The sequence below is a fragment of the Acrocarpospora corrugata genome (assembly GCF_009687845.1).
In the GTDB taxonomy this organism is placed as follows: domain Bacteria; phylum Actinomycetota; class Actinomycetes; order Streptosporangiales; family Streptosporangiaceae; genus Acrocarpospora; species Acrocarpospora corrugata.
Window position 1 is genome coordinate 20,129 of sequence record NZ_BLAD01000084.1, and the last position, 17,908, is coordinate 38,036.

Annotated in this window: 8 protein-coding genes; 2 read left to right on the forward strand and 6 right to left on the reverse strand. The window is 69.8% G+C overall.

Annotated features, from left to right (window positions below):
• Positions 1 to 25: 25 nt before the first annotated feature.
• The 6 genes from Acor_RS43545 to Acor_RS32995 form a co-directional block, all read right to left on the reverse strand.
• Positions 26 to 6,685: a discoidin domain-containing protein gene (locus Acor_RS43545; protein WP_218034623.1), complete on the reverse strand. Its 6,660-nt coding sequence runs from the start codon at positions 6,683 to 6,685 to the stop codon at positions 26 to 28.
• Positions 6,682 to 9,282 (reverse strand): glycoside hydrolase family 2 protein, encoded by a 2,601-nt coding sequence (locus Acor_RS32975; protein WP_155340691.1) that lies wholly within the window; start codon positions 9,280 to 9,282, stop codon positions 6,682 to 6,684. The genes Acor_RS43545 and Acor_RS32975 overlap by 4 nt, the downstream gene beginning before the upstream one ends.
• Positions 9,279 to 10,109, reverse strand: a complete 831-nt coding sequence (locus Acor_RS32980; protein ID WP_155340692.1) for a carbohydrate ABC transporter permease — start codon at positions 10,107 to 10,109, stop codon at positions 9,279 to 9,281. The genes Acor_RS32975 and Acor_RS32980 overlap by 4 nt, the downstream gene beginning before the upstream one ends.
• Positions 10,106 to 10,999 (reverse strand): carbohydrate ABC transporter permease, encoded by an 894-nt coding sequence (locus Acor_RS32985; RefSeq protein ID WP_155340693.1) that lies wholly within the window; start codon positions 10,997 to 10,999, stop codon positions 10,106 to 10,108. The genes Acor_RS32980 and Acor_RS32985 overlap by 4 nt, the downstream gene beginning before the upstream one ends.
• Positions 11,000 to 11,064: 65 nt before the next feature.
• A complete protein-coding gene (locus Acor_RS32990) occupies positions 11,065 to 12,390 on the reverse strand; it encodes an ABC transporter substrate-binding protein (protein WP_155340694.1) in 1,326 nt (441 codons plus the stop codon).
• Between the two features lie 149 nt (positions 12,391 to 12,539).
• Positions 12,540 to 13,403: a LacI family DNA-binding transcriptional regulator gene (locus Acor_RS32995; protein WP_218034624.1), complete on the reverse strand. Its 864-nt coding sequence runs from the start codon at positions 13,401 to 13,403 to the stop codon at positions 12,540 to 12,542.
• A gap of 87 nt (positions 13,404 to 13,490) precedes the next feature.
• On the opposite strand from Acor_RS32995, the gene Acor_RS33000 reads away from it, so the two are divergent.
• Both Acor_RS33000 and Acor_RS43550 read left to right on the forward strand, forming a co-directional pair.
• Positions 13,491 to 14,720 carry an ROK family transcriptional regulator gene (locus tag Acor_RS33000; protein WP_155340695.1) on the forward strand — a complete coding sequence of 410 codons (1,230 nt, stop codon included), beginning with the start codon at positions 13,491 to 13,493 and terminating at the stop codon, positions 14,718 to 14,720.
• 182 nt (positions 14,721 to 14,902) lie between these two features.
• Positions 14,903 to 17,869 carry a lamin tail domain-containing protein gene (locus tag Acor_RS43550; protein WP_218034625.1) on the forward strand — a complete coding sequence of 989 codons (2,967 nt, stop codon included), beginning with the start codon at positions 14,903 to 14,905 and terminating at the stop codon, positions 17,867 to 17,869.
• Positions 17,870 to 17,908: the final 39 nt, after the last annotated feature.

Genomic DNA, 17,908 nt, shown 5'->3' on the forward strand with positions numbered 1-17,908 from the left:
CGGCACCCCCCCTGTCTGGTCGGGCTTAGACGGCTGTGCCGTCGTTGGCGACGATCAGGGTGTTCGCGTCGCGGATGAACACCGCCCGTACGGCCGGGTCAGAGACGATCTTCGGGTCGTTGACCGCCTCGATGAAGCGGGTCAGCTTCTTGACGATCTTCTTCTTGTCCCGTTCGCGCTCCTTGTCCTCGGACACCATGACCTTGGAGATCTTGTCCTCCAGCTTCGCCGCGCCGGTGGGCGACAGCTGGCTGGTGTTCTGGAAGCGCTCGATCAGCGCCGAGATCTCGTCGGTCGAGGTGACCGTGGTGAAGTTCACCGACTGCTCCAGCGTGGCGCCGGTCCGGGGTTCCACGGTCACGGTGAGCGTGTGGTCCCCCAGGCTCAGCTGGTAGAGATGCTGGACTGTGCCGGAGGTGAACGGCTGGCCGTCCAGGGTGCCGGTGACGCTCTTGACGCCGGCGCCGACGACTTCCCAGGCGATGGTCAGGTCCTGGCTGTCGCCGTACTCGGCGCCGTCGGCGACGCCGGAGATGGTGATGGTGGTCGTGGTGTCCGGGAGGGCGCCGTAGACCTTCATCTCGTAGATCGAGTAGCCCCACTGGCCGGACTTCTCCACGCCCTGCATCCGGACGTAGCGGGTGTCGGTGTTGAGGTTGATCAGGTCCGTGCCGCCGTTGCTGGCGGTTTCGGTGAAGGCGTCGGTCCAGGTGTCGCCGTCGGGCGAGGTCTGGATCTTGTAGCCCTTGGCGTAGCTGTCCTCCCAGTCGATGGCGACCTGGTAGACGGTGTAGGTGTCGCCGAGGTCCACCTGGACCCAGTTGTTGGCGGATTCGCTCGCGCCCCAGCGGGTGGCGCCTTCGCCGTCGAAGGCGGCGGCGGCGGTCTGCTGGGCGTTCGACGCCGACGACGCGGTGGCCGTCTTGCCGAGAGCGATGTTCGGCGCGGGCTGGCCGTACACCTCCATCTCGTAGAGCGAGTAGCCCCACGGGCCGGACTTCTCCACGCCCTGCATGCGCACGAAGCGGCCCAGCGCGCTCACCGGGATCCTCTCCGTGCCGCCGTGCGAGGCGGACTGGGTGTGCACGTCCTTCCAGCTGGTGCCGTCCATCGACACCTGCAGCTTGTAGCGCTTGGCGTAGGAGTCCTCCCAGAGGAGGTCGACCTCGGTGAGGGCGTAGATGCCGCCCAGGTCGACCTGGAGGGAGTTGTCGGCGTTCTCGCCGGCGCCCCAGCGGGAGACCGGGTCGCCGTCGAAGGCCTTGGCGGCGGCGTACTCGGCGCTGGACTGGGAGGTGGCGCTGGCGGGCTTGTTCAGGGCCAGGTTGACCCGGGTGGTGTCCCGCAGGGTCAGGTCGAGCGTGACCTGCTGGTCCTTCTTCAGGGGAAGGACGCGGGCGATGTTGCCCAGCGGCGAGTTCTGGACCGTGAGGCCGGTCGCGGTGATCTCGTCGATGCCGGAACGCTGGATCAGCGTGAGGTTCTGGTCGACGTCGGAGGTCAGCGTCACCTTCACCTTGCGGGTGTCGGTGTCCCAGTCGAGCTTGTCGATGGTGAACCGGCTCTTGCCGAGCAGGCCGGAGATGGAGCCCTTCTTCAGGCCCTTCGGCAGCGCGGGAAGCAGCTCCAGCGTGCCGGGGTCGGTCGTGGCCAGCATCTCCATCATGATCGTCGGGACGGAGTTGACGACGTCGGTGGCGAACACGCCGTGGTTGTTGTAGTGCGACGTCGACAGGCTGTTGTAGTAGTAGTCGTCCTTGGCGAAGCGCATCAGCTTCGCGTTGACGGAGTCGGCGTTGTTGAGGTTGGCGGCGATCAGCGCGCCGTGCAGCAGGCCGTGGCCGGCGTTCTCGTAGCTGCCGCCGTCCTTCTTCTGCAGGAAGACCTTGGCCGCGTCGTACAGCGGCTTGCTCTTCTCCGGCGTGACCTCGCGGTACGGCCAGACGGGCATCAGCCCGCTGGAGTGCCGGTGCTGGTAGGCGTTCTTGTTCGCCAGATCCGGCCAGGCCCACTCGGCCAGCGCGCCGTCGTTGTTGATCAGGTACGGCGGCAGGTGGTCGAGCTTCTCCTGCCAGACCGCGATCTTGTCCGCGTCCTTGCCGAGGGCCTTGCTGGTCTCGATCAGCGTGGACAGCGCGAACCGGGCGCCGGCGATGTCGTACACCGAGTTGACGGACAGCGGCACGCCGCCGGCCGGTCGGTTCTCCGGCGAGATGGAGCCGGCGAAGATGTACTTGCCGTTGGCGTCCTTGTCGACGAGGAAGTCCTCGTAGAAGTCACCCATGTCGCGGATCAGCGGGTAGTACTGCTGCTCCAGGAACGTCTTGTCGCCGGTGATCTGGTAGTGCTCCCAGAACGGGTAGAGCAGCCAGGACTCGCCGCCGGTGACGTACTGGTACGGGTAGTCGAAGTTGATGTTGGAGATGAGGCCTTCGCCGTTGGGCGTGTTGCCGCCGGTCAGCATGCCCCGGGTGCCCAGCAGCTTCTGGGCGTTGGTCCGGAAGTCGGCCTGCCACCGCTTGTTGATGTCGAAGTAGCCGGCCATCACCTCCGGCAGGTTGCCGATGTTGCCACCGGAGATCTGCAGGTTGAGGTTGGCGTCCAGGTGGTAGTAGCCGTCCCAGCCGACGTTGCTGTCGCCGGTCCAGTTGCCGAGCAGGTCGGGCGGGGCCGTCGGGCTGCTCGACCCGATCAGGTGGTAGCGGCCCGAGTTGAACATCCGCTCGAACAGCGCCAGGTTCGGCGTGGTCGCGGACTTCTGCTCGGCGAGCAGTTCCTCGTTGGACTTCGAGCGGTCGGTCGGGCTGGCCCCGAATTCGACGGAGACCCGGTTGAAGAGCTCGCTGTGCTTGGTGGTGTGGCGGGTGAGCAGCGTCTGGTAGTCGCCGGAGAGCGCCGCCAGCTTCGCCTGGAGGAGCTGCTTGTTCCAGTCCTGCTCGGCGGGGACGCCGCCCTCGTAGGTGCCGTCGTAGCGCTGGGTCAGCGACAGCAGCGTCACGTAGGTCGCGCCGGTGACCTGCACGTCGGTGCCGGCCATGGTCTTGACGCCGTCGGTGACGATCCGGGTGACGCCCTCGTATCCGGCGTTGTAGCTGCCGGTCGGGTATTTCGCCCGCAGGTTGAGGTAGTCGACGGTGGAGTTGTTGACGTAGGTGACGCCCTTGTTGAGCAGGTTCATGCCCGGGTCGATGGACAGGCCGAGTTTGACGTCGAGCCGCTGACCGGCCGGGGCGGGCAGGTGCTGGACGGTGACGCCGTCGGTCTGCGACACGAAGGCGTCGCGCTTCCAGTCGCCCTTGTCGTCGGTCCAGTTCACCGAGACGACGCCGGAGGCGTAGTCGGTGGAGCGGACGTAGTTGGTGACCTCGCCGCTGGCCGGCGACTGGAGGGTCATCTTGAAGCCGGGGTGCTTGCTGCCTTCGCCGCCGCCCTGGTAGCCCTGCACGTCGGCCGCGAGCTGGTTGGCCTCCTGGTACTTGCCGGCGATCAGCAGGTCCCTGATCTTCTTGATGTTCTCCTGGCTGACGGTGTTGAACGTGCGGTGCGGGCGGGTCTGCGACCGCGCCATGAAGAAGTCGCGGTCGTTGAAGACGACCGTCTCGTCGCGCGGGTCGCCGAAGGCGATGATGCCCTGCTTGCCGTCACCCGCGAGCAGGCCGTCCTCCCAGTCCGCGTAGGCGCGCGGGTAGCTGGTGGACAGCGCCCTGGTCGCCGGGTTGCCGGGCGTGGTGAACGTTTTGATCAGGCCGGCGCTCTCGTTGCCGTTGGCGTCGAGCGCGATGACCTTCACCGAGTAGGTCCGGCCGGCGGCCAGGCCGGTGACGCCGTAGGTGCGGGCGTCGGCGCCGAGGGTGGCCTTCAGGGTCTGGCCGAGGAAGACCTTGTAGCCGGTCACGGCCTGGTTGTCGGTCGCGGCCGGCCAGGTGGCGGTCGCGGTGGCGCCGGTCAGCGCGCTGATCTGGACCTGCGCGGAGGCCGGCCAGGTCGGGGCGGTGTCGGCCGCGGGCAGTTTGCCGTAGACCTCGAACTCCCAGAGCGACAGGCCCCACTGGGTCGCGGCCTTGGTGCCCTGCATGCGGACGAAACGTCCCTGCGCCGGCGGGTCGAGCACGATCGTGTCGATGTGGTCGCCGGTCGGCGTGGTGTCGTTGTGGGAGTGCGCGTCGGTCCAGGCGCTGCCGTCCGCCGACGTCTGGATCTTGTACGTCGAGGAGTAGGCGGCCTCCCAGTTCAGCACGACCTTGTCGACGAGGTGCGTCTTGCCCAGGTCGACCTGGATCCACTGAGTGTCGCCCCCGTTGGAGCCCCAGCGCGTCGCGGGGTTGCCGTCGAACGCGCGGAACGCCGACCGGTCGTTCTGCGGCTGGCTGTTGGTCTCGCCGCTGCCGTCGTTGGACTGCGACGACGCCGTGTACGCCGACGGCGCGAGGTTCAGCGCGAGGTTGACCGGGACCTCCGGCTGGACCGGGGTGCCGTAGATCTCGAACTCGTACAGGGAGTAGCCGTACTGCGTCTGCGGCAGCACGCCCTGCATGCGGACATAACGGGCGACCTTGCGGATCTGCACCGTCTCGACGCCGCCACCGCCGGTGGTGGTCGAGAACACGTCCTCCCACTGCTGCGCGTCGCCCGAGATCTGGATCTTGTACGACTTCCCGTAGGCCGCCTCCCACGACAGGACGGCCCTGGACACGTCGTACTCGTCACCGAGGTCGACGTAGATCCAGGCGTTCGGGTCGTTGCTGTGGTCGGTGGACCAGCGCGACGAGCCGTTGCCGTCGATCGCGTTCGCGGCGAGCAGGTTGCCGTCCTGGTAGGAGGCGACGGCCTTCGCGTCGGGGTTGCGCGACAGGTTGACCGGCACGTCGGTCGGCGGGGCCGGGGGCGTCGGCACGACCTGGCCGGCCGGGGGCCACAGGGTGAAGGAGTTGGCGCCGTTCTTCGCCTCGGCGAACGGTCCCGCCATCAGGTTCTGGGCGGCGACCGGCTTGCCGAAGAAGTCGGTGGTGACGTCGGCGGCGATGCTCTCGTTGGCGAGCGGGATGGTCCCGACCCTGGCCTGGGTCACCGGGGTCAGCCCCGTGATGCCGGCGGCGTTGAGGTCGAAGCCGAGCTTCATCTCCCGGTTGCTCGCCGTGACCTGGACGTTGGACAGCACGCCGGTGGAGTTGCCCTCCTTGACGTGCGTCTTGCCGGCCGCGTCGACCGGCAGCGTCGAGCCCTGGACCAGGTTGTTGTACCAGAAGAACTTCTGGACCGGGTTGGGGGCGCTGGTCTCGTTCATCGTGCCGGGCGCGAAGTAGTAGTTGTCCCGGCCGCCGCCGTCGACCGCGAAGCGGCCGTTGTCGATGAACATGTTGTTGGCGTACACGATGCCGGTGGCGTCCAGCATGCGGATGTCGTTGTTGCCGATGAAGACGTTGTTGTCCACGAGGATGGGGCCGTGGACGGCTTCCGCGTAGTAGCCCCACGGGCTGTTCATGACGATGTTGCCGGTGACGCGGACGTTCTGGTTACCCCAGTCCGTCCAGATGCCGGCGGAGTTGCCGCCCTTGGAGTTCTTGAGGTAGTTGCCCTTGATGAGCCCCTCGTTCATGTAGTGAACCTTGATCGGGGCCGTCTCCGCGCCGCTGAACTCGCCGCGGTAGTTGGTGTCCTCGATCATGTTGTACAGAATGTCGGAGTTCCAGGAGAAGACGCCCGCGATGCCGGACTGGCCGGACTTGGCGATGTAGTTGTTGCGGACGATGTGCGAGCCGTACTTGGCGGTGTCGCGGAAGTGCGTCCGCGTCTCGCCGGGCCGGTTGCCGGCCCATTCGTCACAGCCGAGGCCGATGTCGATGGCGATCGTGCGCGCGTTGATGACCGTGTTGCTCTCGATGATCCACTTCAGGCCGCCGTTGACGCTGATGGCGCCCGCCTGCCGCCGGGAGGGGCTGCTCGGGAAGTCGGAGTAGGTGTTGGCCGCGTGCTTGACGGTGAACCCGTGCACGGTGATGTAGCCCAGGCCCCACGCGTCCGGCGCGAACACCTGCCGGCGCACGTTGATCTCCGCCAGCTTGGCGTTCGGGTCGGCGCCGTCGAAGTTGGCGTAGATCGTGGTGTTGCCGCCGACCACCTCGGAGAACCAGGTGTTGGGCGCGGACTGCACGTTGGCCAGGGTGGCCTTCTCGAAGTACGCCTGCTCGTTCAGGTAGACGTCACCGGCGGTGTAGCCGGGGAAGGAGCCGTCGCCGCCGCCCTGCGGCTGCTTGGCGGAGTACGGGTTGTAGTCGCCGAAGTAGGCGGCCGGCAGGGTGACCTTCCACACGTCGCCGGTCTGCTTGGCCCAGGTGTCGATCTCCTCCGAGCCCTTGATGACGACTTCGCCGTCGCCGGCGTTGGTGTAGGTGATGCGCGTCGTCTCGTCGGCGCCGCCGCGGGCCGGCTTGACGGTCTCGCGGTACAGCCCGGCGTGGACGATCACCGTGTCGCCCGGCTGGGCTTCCTGCGCCGCGTGGTTGATGGTCTGGTACGGCGCGGCCGCCGTACCGGCGTTGGTGTCCCTACCGGTCTTGGCCACGTGGATCTGGCGCCCGTCCTGGGCCACCCGCGCCGCCGCGATCGATGGCACCGCCATCGACGTGGCCACGGCGACGCTGAGTATCGCGCCCAGCGCGATCCTTAGAGTCCTTCGGTGTTTCATGAGGTTCCTTTGTTGCGGAGCGAATTACCAATGGAGCCGGTGACCTCGCCGAAGGACCGGACGGATTCGTCAAGAAGCGCGGTTGAGAGAGCGGCGGCCCGGTCCTGCGGGATCGCGCGGCCGTCTCGGCGGGTGATTCGGAAGACCTGGCTCTCGCCGGGCAGGAGCGTGCGGAGCGCGTCGTCCACGGCGAGCGCGGACGGCTCCAGGCCGAGCGGCTGGGCCAGCCGGTCGGCGGACACGCAGACATCGCGCAGCAGGGTCACGGCGCCGACCGTGACGTGCAGCGCGCCGTCGACGACGGTGACGCCGACGGTGCGTTCGGGGCTCGGGGCGGCCAGTTCCCGCTCCGGGCGGTAGGCCCAGGTGGTCCGCACGCCCTCGGCGTCGATGACGAGCAGTTCCGCCCGCGGGTCGGCGGGGAGCGCGACCTCGGGGTCGACGGCCAGCCGGACCAGGCCGCCGGCCGGGCATTCGGCCCGGACCTGGGCTCGCGCGTGTTCCCGGCCGTCCAGTCCGACCCGCCGGATGAGCACGTCGGGACTCCAGCTGGCGTCCGCGTCGTTCACGAGCACCAGCACCAGGCCCTCGTCACCGGTGGGGTCGTGGGTCGGCCCGGGGTTGACCGGCTGGATCGTGACGAGCCGGGGGGCGAACGAGTGGCGCAGGGCGTGCCAGAGGGGTTTCTCGATGCCCTCGCTGTCGACGGCCGACCAGCTGATCACCGGCCAGCAGTCGTTGAGCTGCCAGACGACGGCCCCGCCGCAGCGTTCGCGGGAGCGCAACCATTCGACGCCGGCCGAGACGGCGCGGGCCTGGACGACCTGGGTGGCGAAGTGCCAGTCGGCGTCGCCGCGCGGGGTGGGCACGTGCGGCTGGAGGCCGCGGGTCAGCTTGTGCATGCCGTCGATGGCGCGCAGGTGGTGGCGCGTCTGCGGCGAGTCGGGTCCTGGGCTCTCGCCCACGACGACGCGCCCGAGCGTGGTCCAGGCGGGGGGACCGCACCAGCCCATCTCCGCGACGAACGCCGGGTCGTGGTAGCGATAGTGCACGTAGTCGCGCTCGTTCCAGGCGTCCCACAGGTGGCTCAGGCCGTGCGTGTCGACGGCCGGATCCCGGTCCAGGGAGCCGGACCAGGGCGAGTTGGGCACGTAGGGCCTGGTCGGGTCGAGGCGGGCCAGCACGCCGGGCAGCACGTCGAGGTAGTAGCGCGCGCCCCAGCCCCGGACGCCCATCTGGTCGGGCCAGCCCCAGTGGCGCCAGCCGAGGACGGTCTCGTTGCCGCCGCACCAGAGCACCAGGCTCGGGTGGGCCGACATCCGGGCGACGGCCTGCTCCGCTTCGGCGGTCACCAGCTCGACCATCTCGTCGTCCTCGCAGTAGGCAGCGCATGCGAAGAGGAAATCGTGCCATACCAGGACACCACGCTCATCACAAGCGTTCAGGAACTCTTCGGTCGCAAAGTGACCGCCGCCCCAGACTCGGAGGAGGTTCGCGTTCCCGGCGACGGCCTGGTCGATCCGGTGTGCCACCCGTTCGGGCGTGGCGCGGCTGGCCAGGGTGTCGTCGGGGATCCAGTTGTAGCCGCGCACCCGTACGGGCCGGCCGTTGACGACCAGCGCCCAGCGTGTCCCGAGCGGGTCCGGGGTCTCCTCGACCGCGACGCTGCGCAGGCCCACCCGGACGGCGGTGGAGTCGAGCACCACGCCGATGTGCTCGAGCTCCACCCGCAGGCCGTACATCGGCTGCCCGCCCAGACCGACCGGCCACCACAGGTCGGGGTCGTCGACCCGCAGGACGACGGCCGCCTCGTCGCCGACGACCGTGCCGACCGCCGACCCGGCGCGCCGGCCCGCCGGGTCGGTCAGTTCGACACGCACGTCCGAGCCGTCGGGCGCGTCCACCCGGACGTGCGCCGTCACCTGGGCGACGGCGTGCCCGGCGTCGAGCCGTACCAGCGGGCGGACGTGGTCGATCCGGCCCGCGTAGGTCTCCAGCCGGATGTCGCGCCAGATGCCGGCCGTGACGTAGTGCGGTCCCCAGTCCCAGCCGAAGTTGGCCGCGGCCTTGCGCACGTGCGGGTAGGGCTCGTCGTACGGGCTCGGCAGCGGGCCGTGCGCGCGCTCGTGCTCGCGGGCGGCGTCCCAGGCCGAGGCGAACCGCACCTCGACGAGGTTGTCGCCCGGCACCAGGGCCTCGTCCACCCGCCACCGGTAGGCCAGGTGCTGGTCCCTGGCGGCCCCGACCCGCCGGCCGTTGACGTAGACGTCGGCGATCGTGTCCAGGCCGTCGGCCACCAGGTCGGTACGGGCCCCCGGCGTCGGCGACCACCGCACGTGGCGCCGGTACACCCAGTGCGAGTGCCCGACCCACTGCTGCGCCAGCTCACCCCACCCGACGTCGGGATCGGCGAGCAGACCGGCCGCGAGCAGTGCCGTGTGCACCTCGCCGGGCACCTGCGCGGGAATGGCCGCCGTGCGGACGGCCTCGGGGACGTCATCCGGGCCCGCCGACCAGGTCAGCTCCCACTCGCCACCGAGATCGAGCCGGGTGGCGGCGGAGGTGTTTACCTGCGGGGCCTGCGTGGTCTGCGTCATCCCTTGACTGCTCCTGCGGTGAGTGCTTCCTGCATACGACGGTTCATGAGCGAGTACGCGACATACACCGGCAGCACGGCGAGCACGGTGCCGGCGGCGAGAACGCCGAGGTTGGTCGCGTCGGAGACAAGCATGGGCAGCGCGACCTGGACGGTCCTGACGTCCGGCGCCGTGCCGGTGATGGTCAGCGAGAACAGGTACTCGTTCCAGAAGGTGAGCAGCTGGAGGATGGTCACGCTGACCACGCCGGGCCTCGCGATGGGCACGTAGACGCTGATCAGCAGCCGCCAGTGCCCGGCGCCTTCGAGGGCGGCCGACTCCACCAGCGCCTGCGGCACGGTGCGCATGAACTGCGTCAGGAGGAGCACGGACAGCGGAAGCGCGCTCGCGGGCAGGAACAGCATCTGGAACTCGCGCGTGCCGAAGAGCCCCGACTCGATCGCCAGCACGACCGTGGGGATCAGCGCGGCGAACGGCGGGATGAGGAACCCGGCGGAGAAGGTGCCCGTGATCACCCGGGCCAGCCGGTTGTCCTGCCGGGCCAGCGCGTACGCCGCGGGAACGGCCAGGCACAGGGTCAGCACGATGGCCACGACCGAGATGAACACGGAGTTGACCAGGGCCCGCCCCAGGTCGGCGGTCCGCCAGGCGGTGCCGAAGTTGTCCCACAGCCACCGCGCCGGCAGCGCGAACGGCCGGGTGAAGATCTCGATGTTGGTCTTCAGCGCGCTGACCACGAGGTAGTAGAGCGGCGCGGCGAGCAGCAGCGCGTACAGCCAGGAGAGAATGGTCGCCAGCGGGCTGCGGTTGCGGCGGGGCGCGCTCATCGGGAGTCCTCCTCGGAGCCGCGCAGCAGCGCTCGGATGAGCAGCATCCCGGCGACGCCGGCCAGGAGCAGCACTACGCCGACCACCTGGCTGTAGCCGAGATCCCGCTGGGAGAAGGCCTTCGCGTAGACCAGGTAGGACAGCGTGGTCGAGGAGGTGCCGGGCCCGCCCTTGGTGAGCAGGAGGATCAGCGCGGCCGAGGTGAACAGCGTCCAGAGGAACTGCAGCATCGCCAGCGTGCGCACGTAGTCCTTGATCATCGGGAAGGCGATCTGCCACATGGTGCGCAGCCGTCCGGCGCCGTCCATCTGGGCCGCCTCGATCACTTCGGCCGGCAGGCTGGACAGGCGGGCCGCGAACAGCACCGCGGTCCAGCCGATGCCGCGCCACAGGTCGATGGCGATGAGGGTCGGCAGCGCGGTGCTCGGGTCGGCCAGCCAGGCCGTGGCCCAGGAGTCCAGGCCGAGCGTGCTCAGCAGGCCGTTGACCCCGCCGTTCGGGGACATCACCCCGTAGAAGATCATTCCCGTCATCGAGATCGAGATCAGGCCCGGCGAGAAGTAGAGCACCGACAGCACGCGGTAGCCGCGCGGCTTGGTGTAGAGGTGATAGCCGAGCATGAAGGCCAGCGGGATCATCACCGGGATCGCGATGGCGACCTGGATCACGCTGTTGCGCACCGCGGCGTGGAACGTCGGGTCGGCGAAGACCTTGCCGACGTTCTCCAGGCCGATGTACGTGGGCTCGTACAGCAGCCCTTTCCATCGCAAGGTGGCGATGACGAACATGGCGGCGAGGGGGCCGACCGAGAAGACGGCGAACCACACGAGAGACGGGACGGTCAGCCAGAGGACCCGGGGCGCCTGCACGCGGGTGCTGGTCGATGACATTCGGGTGTTTCCTTCGGGGCGTGGTGGGGCCGCCGGGTGCGGCGGCCCCACGCGTCGGGCGGGTGTCAGCCCTTGGTGGCGGTGTCGAGCCCCTCGCAGATCTCCTGCGGGGTCGCCTCGCCGTAGGCCCCGGTGAGGACCTGGGTGATCGGGTCGGACGCGGCGCCGATCCAGACGTCAGGCAGGACCGCGTAGTCGACGTTGGCGTCCAGGCCGAGGGAGGCCTTCAGCAGCGGGTCGGTCGCGAACGAGGCGAAGTCGCCGGTGACCGGGGGCAGGATGCTGGCGTCCTTGACGAAGTTGCCGACGGTCGGCTGGTCGTAGAACTTGGTCACCAGCTGGCGGATCTTGTCGATCTTCTCGGGCGAGGCGCCCTGCTTCGTGATCATGAAGCCGACGCCGGTGAAGCCCTGGAAGGCCGTCGGCTTCGTGTAGGCCGCGCCGCTCGGGACGGGGAACCCGCCGAGGGAGGTGTGCTGCTCGATCCCGGTGCCCGAGGCCTTGGACTCGGTGTACGCCCACGAGCCGGCCGACATGATGGCGGCCTTGCCGGAGTAGAAGGAGGCGTACATGTCGTCGGCGGTGAGGCCGGCCACGTTGTCGACGAACACCTTGGCGTCGCGCAGCTCGGTGAAGAGCTTGATGCCGTTGAGCACCGAAGGCGTCGAGCAGTAGCCGCCGCCCTGCATGACCTTCTGCATCGACGCGGCGTCGGTGAACGACTGGGCGATCTGGTAGAAGAGCTTCTGGCCGGTCCAGTCGTTGCCGCCGACGGTGACGGGCCCGACGCCCGCCTCGCGCAGCTTCTTGGCGGCGGCGATGAGCTCGTCGGTGGTCTTCGGAACCTCGGTGACGCCGGCCTTGGTCAGCAGGTCGGTGTTGTACCAGAGCGGCCAGCTGAACCCGGAGAACGGCAGGCCCTGCAGCTCGCCGCTGGCGACGCCGCCGACCCGCCACTCGTCGAGGGCCTCCGGCTTCATCTTGTCGGCCAGGCCCCAGTCCTTGACGTACTGGTCGACGGGGACGGTGACGCCCGCGTCCAGCCAGCCCACCGTCTTGTCGAACAGGTTGACGATCACCAGGTCGGGGGACTTGCCGGCGGCCACGGCGGTCTCCACCTGGTCGTCGATGGTCTCCAGTCCTTCGATGACGTTGATCTTGATGCCGGTGTCCGCGGTGAAGGCGTCGAAGACACCCTTCTGGGCCGCGGCCGCGGAGTTGCCCGACGTCCATCGGGTGACGACGTCGATGGAGCCGCCGCCGGTCGCCGCCGGGGCGGCGGCGGGGCCTGCGGCCGGTTCGTCGGAGCCGCAGGAGGCGAGGGAGAGGACGAGGGCTCCGACGGCGAACGCGGCCACCCCGCGTACGGCCCGTGGCGTGGTGCGGTGCATGGGGCTTCCTTTGCTTCAAGTTCCGGGGGGTGATCGGGAGGCGTGTGTCCCGTGGGTTACTCAGGGGTTGCGTAGACATTGCTGAGGCTGCTCGAACGACATCGTGCAGGACGGGAGGCCCCGAGTCAATAAGAAAGATTAGTAATCTATTAAATGCTGGAGCCGCGAACCACCAGCGTCGCCGGCGCAGCCGTGATCACTCGCGGCGCGGCCCCCGACAGAACCCCGGCCAGGGCGTCGCCGACCAGTTCGCCCAGCGCCTGCACATCATGGCTGACGGCGCTGAGCGGCGGCTCGGCGAGCTGGCACAGCGCGGAGTCGTCCCACGCCACCAGAGAAAGATCGGCCGGGACGGCCAAGCCGAGGCGGGTCGCCTCGTGCAGGGCGCCGAGCGCCATCACGTCGTTGTCGAAGACCAGCGCCGTCGGACGGGCCTCGATCCGCAGCAGGCTGGTGACGGCGCGCACGCCGGCCGCCTCGGAGTAGTCGCCGTCGAACGTGGTCGTGCGCACGCCGTGCTCGGACGCGACGGCGTCGAACGTCCGGCGGCGGATGATCGTGTGCGCCATCTCGGCCGGCCCGGCGACATGGCCGAGATGGGTGTGCCCGCCCGCGACCAGCGCGGCGACCACGTCGCGCATGGCCACCTCGTCCTGCGTCCACACCGTCGGCAGTCCCCCGGCGGTGACCGGGTCGCCGATGACCACGGCGGGCAGGCCCAGTTCGCGGACGAGCGCGACCCGCTCGTCGCCGGGCAGCAGGTCGATCAGGATCGCGCCCTGCACCTGGCCCTGCGCCGCCCAGGCGCGCATCCGGTCGCTCGCCTGCTGGATGGTGGCGACCACCTGGAGGAGCACGGGCACGCCCAGCGGGACGAGGATCCGCTCCATGCCGGCGATGAACTCGTGGAAGAACGGCTCGGCACCGAGAACCTCGGCGTCGCGGACGAGGGCGAGGCCCACCGGTGTGCCCGCACGCGGACGTGTCGCCGTGCCCGTTAATGCCGCGACCATCGGTCCCTCTCCCTCGTGCATTGAACTAACCTCGTCCCCCGTAAGGTAGTGGTGCCGTACATACGGCCGGGGGAGAGGCGGTTGAGCGTGGCCCGACGAGAGTCCGCGGCCGCAGGGCCCGGGAGCCGTGCGCTCGTCGTCGACCTCATCAGGTCCGCCGGGCCGATCAGCCGGGTGGAACTCGTCAAGGCGACCGGGCTGACCCAGCCGACGATCTCCAACATCGTCCGCCGCCTGATCGACGACGACGTCGTGCGCGAGACCGGCGCCACCGTCGCGACCGGTGGCAAGCCGCGGACCATGCTCGTGATCAACTCCCGCTCAGCATACGGCGTCGGGATCCGGGTCGGAGCCGACACCCTCACCTGCGTCGTGACGGACACGCGGGGCGGCACGATCGGGCGCGAGCTCGTCTCCGCGCCCCCGGCCGAGAAGCCGGAGGACGTGGTGGCCCAGCTGGCGGCACTCTACCGCGATGTCACGCACGGTCTGGGGCTGCTGCCGCAGAGCGTGGTGGGGCTGGCCGTCGTCGGTCCCGGCCCGGTCGACGTCGCCAGGGGCAGGTTCCTGGCGCTCCCCGGGCTGGAGCAGTGGGCCGACCTCGACCTCGGCCAGACCCTCACCGCCGAGCTGGGCGTGCCGGTGCTCGTCGACTGCGACGCGGCCGCGGCCGCCGTGGGCGAGTTCTGGGGGCGGCAGGTGTCGCGGGAGCGGACCTTCGGCTGTCTCTACATGAACTCGGGAATCGGCTCGGGAGTCGTCCTGGACGGCGCGCTCCACCGCGGCGCCAGCTCCAACGCCGGTGAGATCGGTCACGTCTCGGTGGTCCGCGACGGCGCGCGCTGCCGCTGCGGCAACCGCGGCTGCCTGGAGCTGTACGCCGCGCCCGCCGCGCTGGTCAGCCGGGCCAGGGCCACCCCGGGCCTGGCGGACCGCCTGGGGATCCGCCCCGACGACCAGTACGCGCGGGCGTTCGACGTCCTCGCCCGCGCGGCGATCTACGGCGACGGGCAGGCCCGCGCGCTGATCGACGAGTCGGCCCTGCTCCTCGCCGACGGCGCCATGACGCTCAGCAACCTCTGGGACCTCGACACCCTCGTCCTCGCCGGGCCGGGCTTCGCCGTCGCCGGTTCGCTCTACGTCACCGAGATCCGCCGCCGCCTCGCGGGGCGGGCGTTCTCGCGCGGGCTCCACACCGTGCAGGTCGACCTGTCGAGCAATCCCCGCGACTCGGCCGCCATCGGCGGAGCCGCCCTGGTGCTGCAGGGATCCGTCGCCCCCGGCCACGGGCCACAGGTCAGCGCGCCGCAATCGTAGGGCGCTCACTCACTGTTCGCTCCTCATTTGCCTGCCGGTCGCCGCGATACACAAGGCTGCGAGGACGTTACTGCTAGTGGTCTGCTGCGGCGACCTGTGAAGAGGGCTCAACATTGTTTAAGCACTGGCGTGGGACAGCCACCTTAGCCATCGCGTTCCTGACCGCCATTCCGCTTCTGCCCGTGTCGTCCGCCGCGGCGGCCGAGGTTCCGTCCATCAAGGTCAACGAGGTCGAGTCCAACGGCGGCACGCCGGGCGACTGGACGGAACTGGTCAACACCGGGACGACACCCGTCGACGTGTCCGGCTGGCTCGTCAAGGACAACGACGACACCCACATCTACACGATCGCCGCCGGAACCGTGATGGCCCCCGGCGCTTTCCTGGCGGTCGACGTGGAGACGGCGTACGGCCTGGGCGGCGCGGACTCGGCCCGGCTGTACCTGCCGGACGGCCTGACCCTGGTGGATTCCCACAGCTGGACCGCGCACGCCCCGATCACCTACGGCCGCTGCCCCGACGGGACCGGCGCGTTCGCCGCCACCGTGGTGGCGACCAAGGGCGCGGCCAACGACTGCGGCACGCCCTCGGCTTTCATCAAGGTCAACGAGATCGAGTCCAACGGCGGCACCCCCGGCGACTGGACGGAACTGGTCAACATCGGCCCGATCCCGGTGGACCTGTCGGGCTGGCTCGTCAAGGACAACGACGACACCCACATCTACACGATCGCCGCCGGAACCGTGATGGCCCCCGGCGCCTTCCTGGCGCTGGACGTCGAGTCGGCCTACGGCCTGGGCGCCGCCGACTCCGTCCGCCTGTTCCTGCCGGACGGCCTCACGCTCGCCGACTCGCACAGCTGGACCGCGCACGCCCCGGTCACCTACGGCCGCTGCCCGAACGGGACCGGCGCGTTCGCGAGCAACGCCACGGCGACCAAGGGCGCGGCGAACAACTGCGGCAGCACCCCGGCGGCCGTGGTGAAGGTCAACGAGGTCGAGTCCAACGGCGGCACCCCCGGCGACTGGGTCGAACTGGTCAACACCGGCGCCACCCCCGTCGACGTGTCGGGCTGGCTCGTCAAGGACAACGACGACACGCACATCTTCACGATCGCGCCGGGCTCCACGATCGCCCCCGGCGCCTTCCTGATCGCTGACGTGGAGACGTCCTACGGTCTCGGCGCCGCGGACTCCGCCCGGCTGTTCCTGCCGGACGGCCTGACCCTCATGGACTTCCACACCTGGACCGCGCACGCCCAGGCCACCTACGGCCGCTGCCCCGACGGCACCGGCCCGTTCGCCGAGACGACGGCGTCGACCAAGGGCGCGGCCAACACGTGCGCCGGGCAGGTTCCCGCCTCGCCGTGGCCCGGTGGCGCGGCTGTCGCCACCGCCGACCCGGCCGGCACGCTCGGCGGCAACATGAGCGGCCTGGCCTACGAGCCGTCCGGCGTGCTCTGGGCGGTCAAGAACGGCCCCGGCATGCTGTACCGCCTGGAGTGGGACGGCGCCACCTGGGCGCCCGCCACCAGCAACGGCTGGAACAACGGCAAGACGCTGCGCTACCCCACCGGCATCGGCGACCCCGACGCCGAGGGCGTGACCCTGACCGGAGCCGGTCTCACCGGCGGCGTGTTCGTCTCGACCGAACGCGACAACACCAACAGCGGCGTCAGCCGCCCCACCGTGCTCCGCTTCGACCCGGCCGGTACGGGCAGCACCCTCACCGCCACGAAGGAATGGAACCTCACCGCGGACCTGCCGCCGGTGGCCGCGAACAGCGGTCTTGAGGCGATCTCCTGGATCCCCGACTCGTTCCTGACCGCGCGCGGCTTCCGCGACGAGCACACCGGCGCGGCCTACAACCCGTCCGCCTACCCGGGCCACGGCGACGGCCTGTTCTTCGTCGGCCTTGAGGGCAACGGCAGCGTCTACGCGTACGCGCTCGACCAGGTCGGCGGCGGATTCACCCGGATCGCCACGATCGTGAGCGGGTTCCCCGGCGTGATGGACCTGGAGTTCGAGCCCGAGTCGAAGCACTTCTGGGTGGTGTGCGACGACACCTGCCAGGGCCGCACCGCGACCCTGGACATCGACGACACCGGCAAGTTCGCCGTCACCCACCTGTACGACCGTCCGGGTTCGATGCCCAACCTCAACAACGAGGGCTTCGCGATCACGCCGCAGTCGGAGTGCGCGGACGGCCACAAGCCCGTCTTCTGGTCCGACGACAGCAACACCGGCGGCAACGCGCTGCGCAGCGGCACCCTCGACTGCACGGTGCTGGACCTCGACGCGGACAATGACGGCGTCAACGACAACGTGGACGTGACGTTCCCGCCGGGCACCGCGCAGGCCAGCAACCCGGGCAACCAGACGTTCTCCGACCGGCTCCTCGGCGGCACCACGTCCGGCAAGATCACCAACCGGAACGGCCGTACGCTCACGATCTCCGACGCCAACTACCCCGCCGGGGTCCTGGTGGAGGTCGGCGCGGGCGTACTCCCGGCACGGTTCCAGCTGGCCGACACCTTCGGGACGATCGAGCTGGGCAGCGGCTCCTACAAGCTGACCGCCGCCGGCAAGACCAGCACGATCACCACGGTCATCGGCGAGCCCGCGGTCGTCACGGTCACGGTGAACGGCACGCCGATCACGCTGACCGTCGAGGCGGGCGAATCCGTCACCTACACCGAGACGCCGGGCAACGGCACGGTCGCCGGGCTGACCGGCATCCAGCAGAGCGGGACCGTCGGCCTCCGGGCCAACGGCCTGCCCGCCACCGCCTGCGCCGACATCGTGATCCAGAACGTCATCGTCGCCTCCAGCGCCGGCAACGCCATCGCCGGCACCGGCGGCAACGACCTGATCGTCGGGCGGCACGACAACGACCACGTCACCGGCAACGGCGGCAGCGACTGCGTCGCGACGCAGGGCGGCGACGACGTGATCGTCACGACCGGCGGCGACGACTGGATCGACGCGGGCGGCGGCGACAACGTGGTGAACGCCGGCGGCGGCGCCGACACCATCGCGGCCGGGAACGGCGACGACAGCATCGACTGCGGCACGGGGGTGGACACGGCGCGCGCGGGCCGTGGCACCAACGCCAACGTGAGCGACCAGTGTGAGACGTTCGCCAGCTGATCGCTTGTGACCGAAAAGAGCCCGTGACCTTTTCCGCAG